Origin of the sequence: Mesorhizobium cantuariense, from assembly GCF_042647205.1 — a bacterium.
In the GTDB taxonomy this organism is placed as follows: domain Bacteria; phylum Pseudomonadota; class Alphaproteobacteria; order Rhizobiales; family Rhizobiaceae; genus Mesorhizobium; species Mesorhizobium cantuariense.
Genome location: NZ_JBHRVD010000001.1, coordinates 1349576 through 1364700 on the forward strand (window position 1 = coordinate 1349576; position 15125 = coordinate 1364700).

Here is a 15125-nt window from a genome sequence, read left to right on the forward strand (position 1 = left end):
TTCAAAGGACGATTTCCACAGGACTGCTGATCACGAGACCGAGCTCACCGTCCGCCCGCCCTTGATTGACAGCGATCTCGGCAAGCCCGTTCGAGTTCTCGTACCAAAAGGCCGTGCCTGGCGGCCGATCGCTGAAGGTCGTCGCGGCCTCCAGCAGGCGATCTGCTGCGGCGAGCCTTGCGCCCGCCGGCAGCCTGGCCGCCCTCAGGCCGGTCATGGCATTGCCGAAATGGTCGATATAGACGATCTCGGCGAGGTCCTCCGGCCAGTCTCTACGGCGATCTGCTTCATCCAGGCGCGGCCTGCCGGGCGGCGGCTCACCGCGTGCCAGCATGGCCGCGACCGGGGCAAATAGGTCACGTCCGTGGAAGCTGGCAGACAGGCGTTCTGGCTTCCAGTCGATATCCCAACTGAACGTCTCAGCCGCGCGGCGCTGGATCAACTCGAACAGGCCGTTGCCGGGGCCGACATACCAGCGACTGTCGGCCTCGACGATGACGGCCGGCCGTGTCCCTCCGACGCCTGGATCGACGACACAGAGAAAGACGGTTCCCGCAGGAAACCACTCCGCATAGACTGCCAGCAGGTAGGCCGACGCCTTGGGATTGCCGACCGGCGCATCGGAGAAGAGGTCGATCGCGGGGATGCCCGGCGCCATCTGGTGCAACACAGCCTTCATCTGGCCCGTGTAGGGGCCGTGCAAGCCGAAATCCGTGAACAAGACAATCATGGACGGGCGCCGACTGCGCTGCGATGGACATACAGATAGTCGGCCGGAAGGCGCATCCGCCGGCAGGCCTGAACGGCCGGGTTGGTTTCCATGACGAGGCGATCCGCCAAAGCCCCTGCCTGCCGGACCGTCTCGGCTTCCCAGCTGTGCAAGCCGTGCCCGGTGAGCCCCAACAGCGCCTGCATCCAACCAGGCACCAGATCAACGGCAGCCGACACCAGCAGGTGCTGTGCCGGCCTCAGTGGCAGCGGCAGGATAGGCGCCGAACGCATGATCTCGAGAAATTCGAGCACGATGGCCGAGCGATCCAGCCGTCCGGCTGTCGCATGGAACAGCGTTTCAAGCTCGGCTTCCGATTCCGGTGCGCCTGTGGCGCCGAAAAGGCGCGCGGCGGGAACGCCCTCGGCATAACAGCGGTCGCGCTCCGATGCGGAGAGCTGCCGCACATAGGTGTGATAAGCTTGGACAAAGCCGTACGCCGCCGTGCCGTGAACCCAGTTCAGAAGGTCGGGGTCATTGGCGCAATACGCCTCGCCTGACGATGTTACGCCTGCGACCCGGTCGTGTATCCGCCGAACGCGGGCGATCATGGCCTCGGCCGTGGTGCGGGAACCGTAGATCGTCACCATGGCAGCGAGCCCCGTGCTGTGCAGTCGCCGAATTGGATTCAGGCGGAAAGACGTATGCTCCCATACGCCGGTGCGCACCCGCGGTTCTGCAAGCTCCATGATCACGGCGGTGACGCCGCCGATGAACAGTGAAAGCGGGTTCTTGAAAGGCGCTTGCCTGGGCGGCATTGCGCCCCGCGCCTGCGGTCTTGATTTGCAAACGCTCGAGCGTCGCCAGGGTCTCCAGCAGCCCAGCGCGCGCCCAATCAAGAACGTGATTGTTGCCGAGCACGCAGCAGTCGACCCCCGCGGCGACGAGGCAGTCGGCGTTCTCGGGGCTCATCCTGTAGTTGATGCCTTTGGCGACATAGGCGTCGCAGCGCGTAATGCTGGTCTCGAGATTTATGATGCTCGCGTCCGGCCGAGCCCGCTCCAATTCTTGCAGCGCAGCGCCCCAGATGTAGGGGAAGTCGACCGGTGTCGGTATCGGTTGGTTCGCAGCCTCCGCCATCCGGACGTAGTCTATGGCCGATTGCACATAGCGCTCGTGAAGACGAGGGTCACACGGATGTGGAAGCGCTTGGTCTATGCCTCGCCCCGTCATCACATCGCCACAGAGAAAGATCCGCATGACGCGTACCAGCCGGGCCCATCACGATCAGTCATGCCGCTCATGACCCGCAGGCCTTCCTCAATTGCCAGAGTTCACACGAGCGAAGACCATCATCGCTCATATACTCCGACGAGAACCGCCTCGGCGAGGAGATGCTTGCGCGCTTCTCGTTCGACCGCCTGACACGATGGGTCGTTGCCGGGCGGCAGGTGCTCGATCGACAGCGCAAGCAACCGGAAGTGATAGCGGTGTCGGCCGTGGCGATGCGGTGGGCAGGGACCACCGTAACCTGGTCGCCGGAAATCGTTGGTTGCCTGCTTGAAGCCTTGCTTGCCGGCGTGCTGGGCGGCGCCTTCGGCCAACCCTACACAATCGGCCGCAATGTCATAGGCCGCCCAGTGATGCCAGATCTTCGCCGGAGCGTCTGGATCATCGCAGAGAAGGACAAAGCTGCCGGTTCCGGCTGGAGCGCCAGTCCAGCCGAGGGGAGGGGAGCGATCCTCACCGTCGCAAGTGAAGCGCCGCGGGATCGTCGTACCGTTCGCAAAGCTGCTTGAACTGAGCTGCATGGGTCGCCCCTTACGCTGTTGCCGCGCCGCGCAACACTCAGTCCCAAAACGCCAGGTGCCAGGCAAAACTGGTAGGAAGCGCGGGCGTCGCCTTGAGGCTGCGTTCCGACACGAGCTTCACGGTTTATCGGGCGCGAGGATAAGCGCTCTATCGAAAATGTACGAGACAATATTGAATGGCAGTTCGCTTCGCCTTGCCGTCCCGGCTAAGCGCCGCACCGCACGGATCGTAGCCAGCGATGGCAAGGCTGTGATATCATTGCACAGGTTGCGCCACCGTTGGCAATTACCACGCCCGCGCAGCCTGACCACTGCGCAGTGCTAATCGGGTCTCGTCCCGTTGAACGAGTGGCCTCGGATCATGGAACTCGTCGTTGCTCTTGGGCTGATCGTCTTCAAGGTCGCGTTGCTGATTGCGATCCTGCTGCTGCTGCCCTTGCCGCTGACCTGGCTGGAACGCAAGATCGCGGGGCACATCCAGCAGAGGATGGGGCCGATGCGTGTGGGATGGCATGGGCTGCTGCAGCCTGTGGCGGACGGGATCAAACTCTTGACCAAAGAGGACCACATTCCGGCCGAGGCCGACCGCTTCTTGTTCAAATTGGCGCCAATCCTGGCGCTCGCCCCGCCGTTCGTGGTGTTCGTCGCGGTCCCCTTCGGCGAATCCGTCTCGGTCCTCGGCACCGAGATCACTCTCTACGTCTCCAACATGAACGTCGCGCTGCTTTTCGTCTTCGCGGTGATCGAGATCGAGGTCTATGGCGTCATCTTCGGAGGCTGGGCAGCGAACAGCAAATACGCTGTTCTGGGCAGTCTCAGGACCTGCGCGCAGATGATCAGCTACGAGATCCCGATGGGGTTCGCGGTCATCGGCGTGGTCATGCTGGCGCAATCCATGAGCCTGCTCGACATCGTGCGGGCGCAAGCCAATGTCTGGAACATCGTCTACCAACCGGTCGGGTTCTTCGTGTTCTTCGTCGCCGGGCTGGCCGAATCCCAGCGCATTCCCTTCGACCTGGCGGAAGCGGAAGGCGACCTGGGGGCCGGGTTCCATACCGAATACAGCGGTATCCGCTTTGCGTTCTTCATGGTCAGTGAATACGCCATCATGCTTTTGACGTCGGTCCTGGCGGTGATCCTGTTCTTCGGCGGCTGGAACGGCGTGCTGGTCCCGTTGCCACCGCTCGTCTGGTTCGTGCTCAAGGTCGCGTTCTTCGTCTATGTGTTTATCTGGTTCCGCTTCACTTTCCCGCGCTATCGCTACGACCAACTGATGGCGATCGGTTGGAAAGTCTTGCTTCCTCTGTCAATGGCGAACATAATCATAACCGGTGTTGCTTTCCTTTAGGGGCCGTAGCGGCTCCGCAGCGGGGCGACGATGTCGCGCGCACTGGACAGAATTGGAACATGGATCGGCTGGGCGTTCTTCGCCGATCTGGCGAACGGCTTGGCGCTGACCTTCGGGTACATGTTCTCCAAATCCGTGACCATGCAGTATCCTGACAAGGAAAAATGGTTGCCCTATTCGCGTTACCGCGGGCATCACTTCCTGAAGCGTGACGAAGAGGGCGAGATCAAATGCGTGGCCTGCGAACTCTGCGCGCGGATTTGTCCCTGCGACTGCATCGAAGTCATCCCCTACGAGGACGAGAAGGGCAACCGACGCCCGGCAAAATTCGAGATCGACATGGCCCGGTGCCTATTCTGCGGGCTGTGTGAAGACGCCTGTCCGGCGGACGCGATCGCGCTTGGCCAACAGTACGAGTTCTCGAGTTTTTCCTCGCGTGACCTAGTGATCGGGCGCGACGATCTGCTCGGCAAACCGGGCAAGGCGATGACCGGCGGCGGCGTGGTCGCTGCACGTCTGAACACCGAGCAGGACGTGCTGGTCGAGACGAGCGAGCCGCAGGGGTACAACTGGTGGCGGAATATCAGACGAACGTGAAGGCGCGCCAGCTGGCAAGCCGGAGCGCGCAGACAGGAGGCTCAAATGCTGGTCTGCCATATCTTGAAGACCAAGGCTCCCGAGGTCATCTCGGTCACTCCAAGTCAGACGATGGTGGAAGTGCTACGGCTGTTTCGGGAGAACAACATCGGCTTCGTGGTCGTCAGCCGTTTCCCCGGGCAATGCCTGGGCACGCTTTCGGAGCGGGACTGCTGCAATGCGGTGGCTGAATACGGAACCGAGGCGCCCTTGATGCGGGTCGCCGACATCATGAACCGCAGTGTGGCGACCTGTTCGACACAGGATTTGCTGCCGTCGGTGATGGCGACCATGACCAAACGGCGTACGCGCCATGTGCTGGTCATGGATGGCAACGCTACTGTCGGCGTGGTGAGCATCGGCGACGTGGTCAAGCACCGGCTCGACGAACTGATGAGCAACGAGCAAGTGCTGCACGATTACATTGCCGGGACCGGCTATCACTGACGACACCGGCTCAAGGCAGGATCAGGGCAGGCTGCACAGGGAACCCGTGATGCCTCAGATCGGATTGTCAGGCCGCGCCTCGGCCACGGCGACAGTGGCGATCTCGAAAGCGGCGTGCGCCATTTCAACTTCCACCGGACATGGGTATTCGCCCCGCCGCATCAGGCTGTTGAGACGCAGGGATCTGTAGTTCTCGGGAACGAACACGAGGCCCCTGGGAAAACGCTTGTTGATCTTGAGCTTCGCCGTCAGTTCGTCCTGGGCGGACCGCACGACCACCTGATCGCCATCCGCAAGGCCAAGCTGCGTTGCATCCGGCGCGCTCATCTCGACATACGGGTCATCCGCGACCGTATTCAGGATCTCCGAGCGCTCGGAAAGATATCCGTTGTGGAACAGGCAGTTGCCGGTAACCAGTATGAGCCGGTCGGCTGCAATGGGGGCAGGCGGGAGGGCGAAGAACTCGCCAACCGGTGGCACAAGGGCCGCCTTCGTGAAAGCTCCGTCGGCGCCAAGCCCGTCCTGCGTCAATCCTTCGTAGGCCGGAACCAGCTGGGCGATCTCGCCGAAGATTTCGCCTTGGATCGACGGCCGCAACGCCTGGCCGCGAAGCGCCGCTACGAAGTCGAATATCGCCAGACTGTCCCGCGCCTCGAGGGCGGGTTCGCGGAACTTGCAGACCTTCTGGGTGCGGCCTTCGTTGTTGGTGAACGTGCCGGATTCCTCGCCATAACTCGCCGCGGGCAGCACGACATCCGCCAGGCCCGCCGTATCCGTGAGGAACGCGTCCTGCACGATCAAGAGATCGGCGGCACGAAGCGCCCGCTGCACGAATCCCCGGTCGGGATAGGACATCAGGGGGTCGCTTCCGACGATATAGAGCGCACCCATTCGCTTCCTGTCACAGAGCTCCAGCATGGCGTCGAAATCCACGCCCGGTTCAGATGGGATTTCGACGCCCCAGGCTCGTTCGAGAGTTGCGCGCGCCGCATCATTGGCGAGCGCCCACAGCCCCGGCAGCGCCGTCGGCAGAACGCCCATGTCCCAGGCACCCAGTTGGTTGGCACGGTCGAACAGGAACTGCATCGCCAGGCCCTTGCCGAGTGCGCGCAGAACCTGCAAAAGGTTGTTGAGCTGGTACAACGTCGCGCGCGCTTGGGGCGATCTCAAGAGGTCAGCGCTGACAAGCACGGTGACGCTGCGGCCTTCCAGCAGCGCCGCGGCCAGACGGTCCGGACCGTCACCGTCGGTGGCCGCTGCCGGCCGGCCGGTTTTCGCGCCCATGTCCGCAAAAACATCGCCCGGCAACGCCTGACCAGCCGCCCCCAGTGCGCTCACCACCACGGCAAGGCCCTGAGCCTCACCGCCCGGCGGCACGCGAACGACCGCCCGCGCATCGGCGTCCAGGCGGGATGGCCGCGCCGAGAGCATGAGTAAGCCGGTCTGTCGCCGCCGTGCACAGTCTCGCAGCAGATATTCGGTGACTGGGTTTTCGTCCGTCACGTTGCCACCGACGACAAGCACACAGTCGTTGCCGATCACCTCCTCCAGCGGCGCGCGGGTGTAGAAGGCGGCCACCAACGGGCCGAGCGCATCAAAGGGCGTGGACCAGCGCGAGGAGCAGTCGATATTGTTGGTCCGGAATGCCGTCCGCATCAGCTTCTGGAACTGATAAAGCACCTCGTTGGGCAGGCGCGGCGAGGCCAGGCCCCCCGCAGCCTTGCTCTCGACGGCCGACAGGCGCCGGCGCAGGTAGTGCCCCGCTTCGTCCCAGGAAACCGGGACCAGGACCCCGTCACGACGGATCATCGGCCGCTTGATCCGGTCCCGGCTCCCGACGAAGTCGAGGCCGAAGCGCCCGCGCACGCAGAGCGTTTCGCGATTGACCCCGTGCTCCGCCTTCGAGCGGACCCGCATGAACTCGCCCTTGCGCGCGCCGACGGTCAGTTGGCAGCCGGTACCGCAATGCGGGCAGACCGTGTCGGTCTCGACCAGATCCCAGGGCCGCGCCTTGTAGCGATAGGGGAAGCTCATCAGCGCGCCGACCGGGCAGACCTCGACGCAATTGCCGCACTGATCGCAACTCGCGAGACTGCCCTCGAAGCCGGTGATGGCGGTATCCATGCCTTTTTCAACGGTTCCCAAGGCGACCGCGCCGACGACTTCTTCGCACATCCGGACGCAGCGCTGGCACTGGATGCAGCGGTTGACGTTCATGATGATGACCGGGCTGAGACGGATGTCCTCGGAGTGGAACACACGCTTGGCATCGCGGAACCGGCTCGTGCGGGGCCCGTATGCCATCACCATGTCCTGAAGCTCGCACTCGCCACCCTTGTCGCAGATCGGGCAGTCGAGGGGGTGGTTGGCGAGCAGCATGTCGAGCATGGAAGAGCGCGTTTCGTCGATCAACTGCGTGTTCGTCCGCACCACCATGCCGTCGGTGACCGCGGTGGCGCAAGAAGGCTGTAGCCGCCGCTGTCCCTCAATCTCCACGAGGCACATGCGGCAGGAGGCCAGCGCCGGCAGCCGCTTCAGATAGCAGAAGGTCGGGATGTCGATGCCCAAACGCTCGGCGGCCTGCAGCACCGTAGAGCCCGCCTCCACTTGCAGCATTCGTTCATCGATTGTCACGCTAACCATGGCTTTCCTCGCGGTCCTCTCGCTGCGTCCTCCTCAGTGAAACAGGCACCTCCGCTCCTCGATATGCGCGACGAATTCACCCTCGAAATGCGCCAGTGCCGCCCGCAGGCCCATCGCCGCGCCGTCGCCCAGAGCGCAGAACGTGTTGCCGAAAATGCCCTTGCAGAGCGCCGCCAACTGTTCCAGGTCGCCCGGCGCGCCCTGGCCCGCCTCGACCCGGCGCAGCACCTTGACGACCCAGTTCAACCCTTCGCGGCAGGGGGTGCACTTGCCGCAGGACTCGTGATGGAAGAACTCGATGATCCGGGTGGCGACTTTGACAATGCAGGTCGAGTCGTCGATCACGATCACCCCGGCCGAGCCGAGCATCGAGCCAGCGGCGGCCAGCGAGTCGAAGTCCATCCGGACGTCCAGCCCGCGTTCCGGGATCAGCGGCGCCGAGACCCCGCCTGGGATCACCGCCTTGAGCTTGCGCCCCGGCAGCGGCCCGCCGGCATAGTCACAGACCAGTTCGCGCAGCGGTATCCCCATCGGCAGCTCGTAAAGGCCCGGTTTCCGCACCTGTCCGCTGAGGCAATAGAGCTTCGGGCCGGGGCTCTTGTCCGGGCCGATGCCGCGGAACCAGTCGGCCCCTCGCACCACGATATGCGGGACGCAGGCCAGCGTCTCGACGTTGTTGATCACGGTCGGGCTGGCGTAAAGCCCTTCGACCGCCGGGAACGGCGGTTTCAGACGCGGCTGCGCCCGCTTGCCTTCGAGCGAGTCGAGCATCGCGGTCTCCTCGCCGCAAATATAGGCGCCGGCGCCGCAATGGATGTACACGACGAAGCTGAAATCCGAGCCCAGAATCCGTGTTCCCAGATAACCCTTCGCATGGGCCTCGGCGATCGCCTGCTCCAGCCGCGCGATCGCCAGCGTGTACTCCCCGCGGATGTAGACATAGGCGGTTTCCGCCCCTATCGCGTAGGCGCTGATCGCCATGCCCTCGATCAGTTGGTGTGGGTCACGCTCCATGATGATCCGGTCCTTGAAGGTGCCCGGCTCGCCTTCATCGGCGTTGCAGCACAGGTATTTCGGCTTGCCGGTACGCTTGGGCACGAAGCTCCATTTCATGCCCGTGGGGAATCCGGCTCCGCCGCGCCCGCGCAGGTTGGATTTCTTGACGAGGTCGATGATCTCGTCGGGTGTGTGCTCCCGCAGCGCCTTGGCCAGCGCCCGGTAGCCACCGCCGGCCTCGTAGGTCGAGAGCAGATGGCCATCCGGCACGTCCACGTTCCTGAGAAGGACCGGTTCGAACATGGGACTACTCACCCGCCAGTGCAGCTGCGGCGAGGTCGGGGCCAGCCACTTGCTCCGCCGCCGCCCGGAGCCTGTCCAAGAGCGCGTCGACCCGCGCTATGTCGAGGTCGCCGTGATAGTCGTCGCCGACCTGCATCACCGGGGCCATCTCGCAAGCGCCGAGGCATTCGACGGTCGAAAGCGTGAACAGCCCGTCCGGGGTCGTGCCGCCATTCTTGATCCCCAGCACAGCCTCTAGGTGCCTCAGCAGGTCCTCGGATCGGCGCAGCATGCAGGAGACGTTGTCGCAGAGTTGCAGGTGGAACATACCCACCGGCTCGGTATGGAAGAGGGTGTAGAAGGTCGCCAGTTCGTAGACCCAGATCCGCTCGACACCGAGGATGTTGGCGACCTCTTCCAGCACCGGGCCGGGCAGATGACCATGTTCCTTCTGCGCGATCAGAAGCGCGGGCATGATCGCCGAGCGCTGGTCGGGATACCGCGCCGCCGTCGCCTCTATCTCTTCGCGCATGTTCATTGCGTCCAGATCCCTGCTACTTGTCCACCTCGGCCATCACCGGGTCGAGGCTGCCCAGCACGGCGATCATGTCCGCCAGGAAGCGCGCGTTGGTGACCCCGAAGAGTGCCTGAAGGTTGACGAACGAGGGTGCCCGCACCTTCATGCGGAACGGTTTTGGCGACCCGTCGCTGATGATGTAGAAGCCGAGCTCACCCTTTGGCGCTTCGATCGCCGAATAGACCTCGCCCTTCGGCACCTTGAAGCCATAGGCCGACAGGTCGAAATGCTGGATCAGCGCCTCCATCGAGCAGTGCACCCGATCCTTGTCCACCGGGAAGGCGATTGTCGGCATGTCGATCTGGAACGGCCCGTCGGGCATCTGGTCGAGGCATTGCTCGATGATCCGGACGCTCTCGCGCATTTCCTCGACGCGGCATCGCCAGCGCGCGTAGCAATCGCCTTCATCGCGGGTAATAACGTTGAACGCGAGCCGGTCGTAGATCTCATAGGGCTCGTCGCGGCGGATGTCCCAGTCGACGCCCGAGGCGCGCAGGTTCGGGCCGCTCAGGCCGAGATCGATGCCGTCCTCGGCTGAGATCACGCCGATCCCCTGCGTGCGTTTCAGGAACACGCGGTTGTTCTCGACCAGCCGTTCATAGTCGCGAATTCGATTCGGGAAGATGTCGCAGAACTCCCTGATCTTGGGGAAGAACCCGTCGGGCAGGTCCTCGCGCACACCGCCGACCCGGCAGAAGGAGGTGTGCATCCGCGCGCCGCTGATCATCTCCATCAGGTCCATGACCATTTCGCGTTCGCGCATGGCGTAGAGCAACGCGGTCATGGCGCCCAGGTCCATCGGCAGCGCGCCGGTGATCATGAGATGACCGGAGATCCGCGCCAGTTCGGCCATCAGCACGCGGATATATTGCGCGCGGATCGGCGCTTGGATGCCCAGGAGCTTCTCCACTGCAATCGCGAAGGCCAGGTTGTTCGAGGGCGGGCAGAGATAGTCGAGCCGGTCGGTCAGCGGGAAGATCTGGGTGTAGGTGAAGCTCTCGGCCAGTTTCTCGGTGCCGCGGTGGAGGTAGCCGATATGCGGGTCCACGCGTGCGACATATTCGCCGTCCAACTCGAGGACGAGCCGCAGCACCCCATGAGTGCTGGGATGCTGCGGGCCGAGGTTGAGAAGCACCTCCTTGGTGTGGGGCGCATCGGCTTCTGGCCAGCTCAGTTCCGTGACTTCGGTCATCTCAAGTCCCCAGTGTGGAACGGCCTCCCTATGGAATGTCCTTGGTGGCAAGGTCGGGCTGCGTCGGCGGCGGGCCTTCGGCGCCAAACGGGTTCAGCTTGTCCCTGTAGCCCCGGAGCGGAAAGTCCTTGCGCTGCGGGAAGCCCTCGAACCCTTCCCACATATAGATACGGCGCAGGTCGGGGTGGCCCTCGAACCTTATCCCGTACATGTCCCAGGCCTCGCGTTCATGCCAGTTGGCGGTGCGCCAGACCCCAGTCACTGACGGGACCCGCGGCGGATCGCCGAGGCGGCACTTGATGCGGACGCGCCATTTGTTCGGCAGCGAATAGAGGTGGTACACCGCCTCGTAGCGCGGTGCCTCGGGGTAGTGATCGACCCCGCAGATGTCGGACAGGAAATCGAACCGCAGCGCCGGGTGTTCCTTCAGGAACCGGCAAAGCTCGACGATCATGTCAAGCGGAGCGGCGAAAGCGTGAACCCCATGCGAGAAGCCAAGCTCCTCGATTGCCCCCCCGAAACGTTCCGCGATCAGGGTGCGGATGAGGGACGTCTCCACACTCATGGCACCGCGACCCGGTCCAGAGGCGTCCCGGCAAGCGCCCTGGATTTCTTGATCTTCTCCTGAAGCAGAAGGAAGCCGTGCATCAGCGCCTCGGGCCGCGGCGGGCAGCCGGGCACATGCACGTCCACCGGCACGAAGGTCTCCGCCCCCTGCACCACGGCATAGGTGTTGTAGACCCCGCCCGAGATCGCGCAGGTGCCCATCGCGATGACCCAGCGCGGCTCCGGCATCTGGTCATAGAGCCGGCGCACCACGGGCGCGAATTTCCGCGTTATGGTGCCGGCGATGATCATCACGTCGGACTGGCGCGGCGAAGGCCGGAACACCACGCCGAAGCGGTCGAGATCGTAGCGGGCACACCCCGCCGAGATCATCTCGATGGCGCAGCAGGCAATGCCGAAGGTCTCGGGCCACAGCGCCGAACTTCGGCTCCAGTTGATCACGCTTTCGGCCGTGGTGAACAGCACGCTGTCGCGGATTGCGTTGTTTACGCCTCCCATTCCAGCGCCCCCTTCAGCCAGGCGTAGGCGAAGCCCACGAGAAGCAGCAATATGAAGATGAACATCTCGACATAACCGACCAGCCCGATCTCTTTCAGGACAACGGCCCAGGGAAAGAGGAACATCGTCTCGACATCGAAGACGACGAATAGGATCGCGAGGATGAAGAACTGCACCCTGAAGCGGCCTCCGGCGGCTTCGCCCGCCGGGTCCATGCCGCATTCATAGGGCATGTTCTTCGCGGGATAGGGATTGGATGGGCGCAGTAGCGAGGAGACAAAAAGCGTACCCATCGCCACCAGAACAATTCCGGCGACCATGAAAAGAACCGGCAGGAACTCCATTCCGGTCACGTCGCGTAGCCCGGTCACCCACCGAGGGCTTTGCTCAGCCCACTACCGACCCCTTTGGGACCAGTGATGCGGGCGCCCTGGAAAGCGACTTGGGCATTCCTTTCTTGCACGGCCAGAGTATTCCGTCGGCCGGATCATTGCAAATCCAATCGATCAGCCGCCAACTGCGGCATGTTGAGCAAGCCTCAGAAACCACGCCGGAAATAGGCCGATGCCGATGGTGCCGGCAGCGGTGAAGGCGAGTGTGGCGCCGACCGCGGGCGTCAGCACCGGGTCGAACGCGCCCTCTGGCTCGCGCATGTAGATCACCATCACGATGCGGATGTAGAAGTAGGCGGCAACGGCGCTCAGCAGCACTGCGATCACCGCCAGCATGACGAAACCCCGCTCGACGAGTGCGACCAGCACGTAGAACTTGGCGAAGAACCCGGCTGTCGGCGGAATGCCGGCCAACGAGAACAGATAAAGCAGCATCAGAAGCGCCAGCCCGCGATGCGACTTGGCGAAACCAGCGTAGTCCTCGATGACCTCGCCCGAGAAATCGCCGTTCCGCATCATGATGACGATGCCGAAGATGCCGAGGTTCATGAACGCATAGATCAGCAAATAGAGCATCACGCTGGCGACCCCGTCCGCACCGCCGGCCGCCACGCCGAACATGGCGAACCCGGCATGGGCGATGCTGGAATAGGCCAAGAGGCGCTTGAAATTGTCCTGCACCAGTGCCACGAAACTGCCGAGCGCCATCGTCACTGCTGCAATGACCGCGACGATGATCCAGACGTTCGAGGCTGCGACCAGTGGGTTGAGGAACACCCGCAGGATCACAGCGAACCCCGCTGCCTTGGGTCCCACCGACATGAAGGCAGTGATCGTCGTAGGCGCGCCTTCATAGACGTCCGGCACCCACATATGGAACGGCACCGCGCCGACCTTGAATACCAACCCCGCGACGATAAAAACCACAGCCAGGAGCAATCCGGGATCGAGCGGATCACCGGTCACCGCCGCAGCCATCCTGTCCAACTGCGTCGTGCCGGTGAGCCCGTAGATCAGCGAAACGCCGTAAAGGAAAATCCCGGTCGAGACCCCGCCAAGGATCACGTATTTCAGCGCCGCTTCGTTCGACCGCCGCTGCTGCCGCAGGAAGCCGGTCAGCACATAGGTGCAGAGTACCATCAGTTCGAGGCCTACATAGATCGACAGGAGGTCGGTCGCCGAGGCCATGATCATCATTCCCGAAAGCGCCAAGAGCAGCAGTACATAGTATTCACTGCTCCCGATCCCTTCGATCTCGGCATATTTTCGCGAAAGAAGGAATGTCAGAACTGTGACCATGTAGAACACGACCTTGAAGAAGACCGCGAAGCGGTCGGCGACGAACATGCCCGAGTAGGCCGGCCGCACCTCGCCCGCCAGCATGAGTGTCCCCAGGGCGGCAATCAGCACGACCGCGCCTGAAGCCCAGACAAGGAAATGTTCCTGCCCCTTCCGCACAAACTGCCCCAGGATCAGCAGGATGCAGGCCCCGGTAACCACGACGATCTCGGGCAGGCTCGCCAGAATCGACTGGAAAAGCGCGGCGGCGGTCATTGGGCGCTCCCCTTACCGTGCACCTGCGCTAGCAGATGCTTCACCGAGGCGTCGATGATTTCGAGAAAGGGCTTCGGATAGAGCCCGACCCAAAGAACGAAGACGGCTAGCGGCAGGATCGCCGCCATCTCGCGGGCGTTCACGTCGCGGATATTGAACCGCACGCCGACGCTGGCCGGACCAAGCGCGACTTTCCTATACATGCCAAGCAGATAGGCCGCGCCCAGCAAAGCCCCAAGAACGGCAGCGCCGCCGACAGCCAGGTTGGCTGCGAACGCGCCCGACAGCACCAGCAACTCGCCCACGAACGAATTCGTTCCCGGCAGCGCCATCGACGACAGGGCGAACAGCGCAAGAAACGTCGTATAGACCGGCGCCGCCTTCATCAGACCGCCATAATCCGCGATGCTGCGGGTATGGGTCCGCTCGTAGATAAGGCCCACGAACAGGAACAACGCGCCCGTCGTTATGCCATGATTGAACATTTGCAGGATGCCGCCCTCGAGCCCACGGAGGTTCAGCGTGAAAATCCCCAGCGTCACGAGGCCCATGTGGCTGATGCTGGAATAGGCCACCAGCTTCTTCAGGTCGTCCTGTGCCAGAGCAAGCAACCCACCATAGACGATCGCAAGCGCCGAAAGCGCCAGCATCAGCGTCGAATAGTGCACCGACGCCTCCGGCAGCATCGGCAGCGAGAACCGCAGGAACCCGTAGGCGCCCATCTTCAGGAGCACACCCGCGAGGATGATGCTGCCTGCCGTCGGCGCCTGCACATGGGCGTCCGGCAGCCAGGTATGGACCGGGACCATCGGCACCTTGACCGCGAAGGCGATCAGGAAGGCGAAGAACAGCCATGACTGGACCTGGAACGGCAAATCCTGCGCCATCAGGGCGCGGATGTCGAAGGTCTCACCACCGTGGAAATAGAGCACGATGACACCGATCAGGAACATGAGGCTGCCTGCCAGCGTGTAGAGGAAGAACTTGAACGCTGCATAGACCCGGCCGTCGCCGCCCCAGACGCCGATGATCAGGTACATCGGGATCAGCATCGCCTCCCAGAAGACGTAGAACAGGAACAGGTCGAGCGCGCAGAACACGCCCAGCATCAGCGCCTGCATGACCAGCAGACTGACCAAGAACTCTTTCACCTTGCGGTCGACCGCGACCCACGAGGCAAGCACGCAGATCCAGCCCAACAGCGCGGTCAGGAACACGAAGAGCGCGCTGATTCCGTCTATACCAAGCGAATAAGTGATCCCGAGCGCGGGCACCCACGGGTGCGTCTCGGTGAACTGCATCTCGTGGGTAGTGGTGTCAAAGCCGGTCAGCATAGCGATGCAGAGTGTGAGGTCGAGGACAGTGACAGCCAGCGCCGTCCAGCGCACCGCATCGTCATTGCGTAGAAACAACAGCACCGCTGCCCCGGCGGCGGGCGTGAACACGATGAGGCTAAGTAGCGGGAGCTCCATC

General features: G+C 63.2%; 15 protein-coding genes and 1 pseudogene. 3 read left to right on the plus strand and 13 right to left on the minus strand.

Features of this window, described 5'->3' with window-relative positions:
* Window position 1: 1 nt before the first annotated feature.
* The 4 genes and pseudogenes from ACFOJ9_RS06390 to ACFOJ9_RS06405 form a co-directional block, all read right to left on the minus strand.
* Window positions 2-730, minus strand: a complete 729-nt coding sequence (locus ACFOJ9_RS06390; protein WP_378977741.1) for an SAM hydrolase/SAM-dependent halogenase family protein — start codon at window positions 728-730, stop codon at window positions 2-4.
* Window positions 727-1527 (minus strand): oxygenase MpaB family protein, encoded by an 801-nt coding sequence (locus ACFOJ9_RS06395; RefSeq protein WP_378977743.1) that lies wholly within the window; start codon window positions 1525-1527, stop codon window positions 727-729. The genes ACFOJ9_RS06390 and ACFOJ9_RS06395 overlap by 4 nt, the downstream gene beginning before the upstream one ends.
* A 37-nt stretch (window positions 1528-1564) precedes the next feature.
* Window positions 1565-1969: pseudogene (locus tag ACFOJ9_RS06400) on the minus strand (CapA family protein); the annotation flags it as partial.
* A 92-nt stretch (window positions 1970-2061) separates the two neighbouring features.
* Entirely contained in the window at window positions 2062-2520 is a 459-nt protein-coding gene (locus ACFOJ9_RS06405; protein WP_136619156.1) for a YbhB/YbcL family Raf kinase inhibitor-like protein, read from the minus strand.
* A gap of 361 nt (window positions 2521-2881) precedes the next feature.
* Here ACFOJ9_RS06405 and nuoH point away from each other — a divergent pair, with 361 nt between their 5' ends.
* The 3 genes from nuoH to ACFOJ9_RS06420 are packed head-to-tail and all read left to right on the plus strand — an operon-like array spanning window position 2882 to window position 4951.
* Window positions 2882-3868: an NADH-quinone oxidoreductase subunit NuoH gene (nuoH, locus tag ACFOJ9_RS06410; RefSeq protein ID WP_378977745.1), complete on the plus strand. Its 987-nt coding sequence runs from the start codon at window positions 2882-2884 to the stop codon at window positions 3866-3868.
* Window positions 3869-3898: 30 nt separating this feature from the next.
* On the plus strand, window positions 3899-4465 hold the full coding sequence (locus ACFOJ9_RS06415) for an NADH-quinone oxidoreductase subunit I (RefSeq protein ID WP_378977747.1): 567 nt from the start codon (window positions 3899-3901) through the stop codon (window positions 4463-4465).
* A 45-nt stretch (window positions 4466-4510) separates the two neighbouring features.
* On the plus strand, window positions 4511-4951 hold the full coding sequence (locus ACFOJ9_RS06420; protein WP_111547960.1) for a CBS domain-containing protein: 441 nt from the start codon (window positions 4511-4513) through the stop codon (window positions 4949-4951).
* A gap of 54 nt (window positions 4952-5005) precedes the next feature.
* Here ACFOJ9_RS06420 and nuoG read toward each other — a convergent pair whose 3' ends face one another.
* The 9 genes from nuoG to ACFOJ9_RS06465 all read right to left on the minus strand — a co-directional run bounded on the left by nuoG (window position 5006) and on the right by ACFOJ9_RS06465 (window position 15124).
* Window positions 5006-7594: an NADH-quinone oxidoreductase subunit NuoG gene (gene nuoG, locus ACFOJ9_RS06425; protein ID WP_378977749.1), complete on the minus strand. Its 2589-nt coding sequence runs from the start codon at window positions 7592-7594 to the stop codon at window positions 5006-5008.
* 33 nt (window positions 7595-7627) lie between these two features.
* Window positions 7628-8893 (minus strand): NADH-quinone oxidoreductase subunit NuoF, encoded by a 1266-nt coding sequence (gene nuoF / locus ACFOJ9_RS06430; RefSeq protein ID WP_378977751.1) that lies wholly within the window; start codon window positions 8891-8893, stop codon window positions 7628-7630.
* A 4-nt stretch (window positions 8894-8897) separates the two neighbouring features.
* Complete coding sequence (gene nuoE, locus ACFOJ9_RS06435) at window positions 8898-9410, minus strand: NADH-quinone oxidoreductase subunit NuoE (protein WP_378977753.1); 513 nt, start codon at window positions 9408-9410, stop codon at window positions 8898-8900.
* 16 nt (window positions 9411-9426) lie between these two features.
* The gene (nuoD, locus tag ACFOJ9_RS06440) at window positions 9427-10641 is read right to left on the minus strand and encodes an NADH dehydrogenase (quinone) subunit D (protein WP_378977755.1); all 1215 of its coding nucleotides are present in this window, start codon (window positions 10639-10641) and stop codon (window positions 9427-9429) included.
* Window positions 10642-10669: 28 nt separating this feature from the next.
* The gene (locus ACFOJ9_RS06445; RefSeq protein WP_378977757.1) at window positions 10670-11206 is read right to left on the minus strand and encodes an NADH-quinone oxidoreductase subunit C; all 537 of its coding nucleotides are present in this window, start codon (window positions 11204-11206) and stop codon (window positions 10670-10672) included.
* Complete coding sequence (locus tag ACFOJ9_RS06450) at window positions 11203-11706, minus strand: NuoB/complex I 20 kDa subunit family protein (protein WP_378977759.1); 504 nt, start codon at window positions 11704-11706, stop codon at window positions 11203-11205. The genes ACFOJ9_RS06445 and ACFOJ9_RS06450 overlap by 4 nt, the downstream gene beginning before the upstream one ends.
* The gene (locus tag ACFOJ9_RS06455; protein WP_378977761.1) at window positions 11694-12059 is read right to left on the minus strand and encodes an NADH-quinone oxidoreductase subunit A; all 366 of its coding nucleotides are present in this window, start codon (window positions 12057-12059) and stop codon (window positions 11694-11696) included. The genes ACFOJ9_RS06450 and ACFOJ9_RS06455 overlap by 13 nt, the downstream gene beginning before the upstream one ends.
* Window positions 12060-12212: 153 nt before the next feature.
* Window positions 12213-13652, minus strand: a complete 1440-nt coding sequence (locus ACFOJ9_RS06460) for an NADH-quinone oxidoreductase subunit N (protein WP_378977763.1) — start codon at window positions 13650-13652, stop codon at window positions 12213-12215.
* Window positions 13649-15124, minus strand: a complete 1476-nt coding sequence (locus ACFOJ9_RS06465) for an NADH-quinone oxidoreductase subunit M (RefSeq protein WP_378987605.1) — start codon at window positions 15122-15124, stop codon at window positions 13649-13651. Before ACFOJ9_RS06465 ends, ACFOJ9_RS06460 begins: the two co-directional genes overlap by 4 nt.
* Window position 15125 lies beyond the last annotated feature (1 nt).

Coding starts and splice junctions, on each gene's coding strand:
- nuoD (WP_378977755.1), bottom strand. CDS start 10,641: ATGACCGAAGTCACGGAACTGAGCTGGCCAGAAGCCGATGCGCCCCAC.
- ACFOJ9_RS06390 (WP_378977741.1), bottom strand. CDS start 730: ATGATTGTCTTGTTCACGGATTTCGGCTTGCACGGCCCCTACACGGGC.
- ACFOJ9_RS06460 (WP_378977763.1), bottom strand. CDS start 13,652: ATGACCGCCGCCGCGCTTTTCCAGTCGATTCTGGCGAGCCTGCCCGAG.
- ACFOJ9_RS06465 (WP_378987605.1), bottom strand. CDS start 15,124: ATGGAGCTCCCGCTACTTAGCCTCATCGTGTTCACGCCCGCCGCCGGG.
- nuoG (WP_378977749.1), bottom strand. CDS start 7,594: ATGGTTAGCGTGACAATCGATGAACGAATGCTGCAAGTGGAGGCGGGC.
- ACFOJ9_RS06405 (WP_136619156.1), bottom strand. CDS start 2,520: ATGCAGCTCAGTTCAAGCAGCTTTGCGAACGGTACGACGATCCCGCGG.
- ACFOJ9_RS06415 (WP_378977747.1), top strand. CDS start 3,899: ATGTCGCGCGCACTGGACAGAATTGGAACATGGATCGGCTGGGCGTTC.
- ACFOJ9_RS06420 (WP_111547960.1), top strand. CDS start 4,511: ATGCTGGTCTGCCATATCTTGAAGACCAAGGCTCCCGAGGTCATCTCG.
- ACFOJ9_RS06445 (WP_378977757.1), bottom strand. CDS start 11,206: ATGAGTGTGGAGACGTCCCTCATCCGCACCCTGATCGCGGAACGTTTC.
- ACFOJ9_RS06450 (WP_378977759.1), bottom strand. CDS start 11,706: ATGGGAGGCGTAAACAACGCAATCCGCGACAGCGTGCTGTTCACCACG.
- nuoH (WP_378977745.1), top strand. CDS start 2,882: ATGGAACTCGTCGTTGCTCTTGGGCTGATCGTCTTCAAGGTCGCGTTG.
- nuoF (WP_378977751.1), bottom strand. CDS start 8,893: ATGTTCGAACCGGTCCTTCTCAGGAACGTGGACGTGCCGGATGGCCAT.
- nuoE (WP_378977753.1), bottom strand. CDS start 9,410: ATGAACATGCGCGAAGAGATAGAGGCGACGGCGGCGCGGTATCCCGAC.
- ACFOJ9_RS06395 (WP_378977743.1), bottom strand. CDS start 1,527: ATGCCGCCCAGGCAAGCGCCTTTCAAGAACCCGCTTTCACTGTTCATC.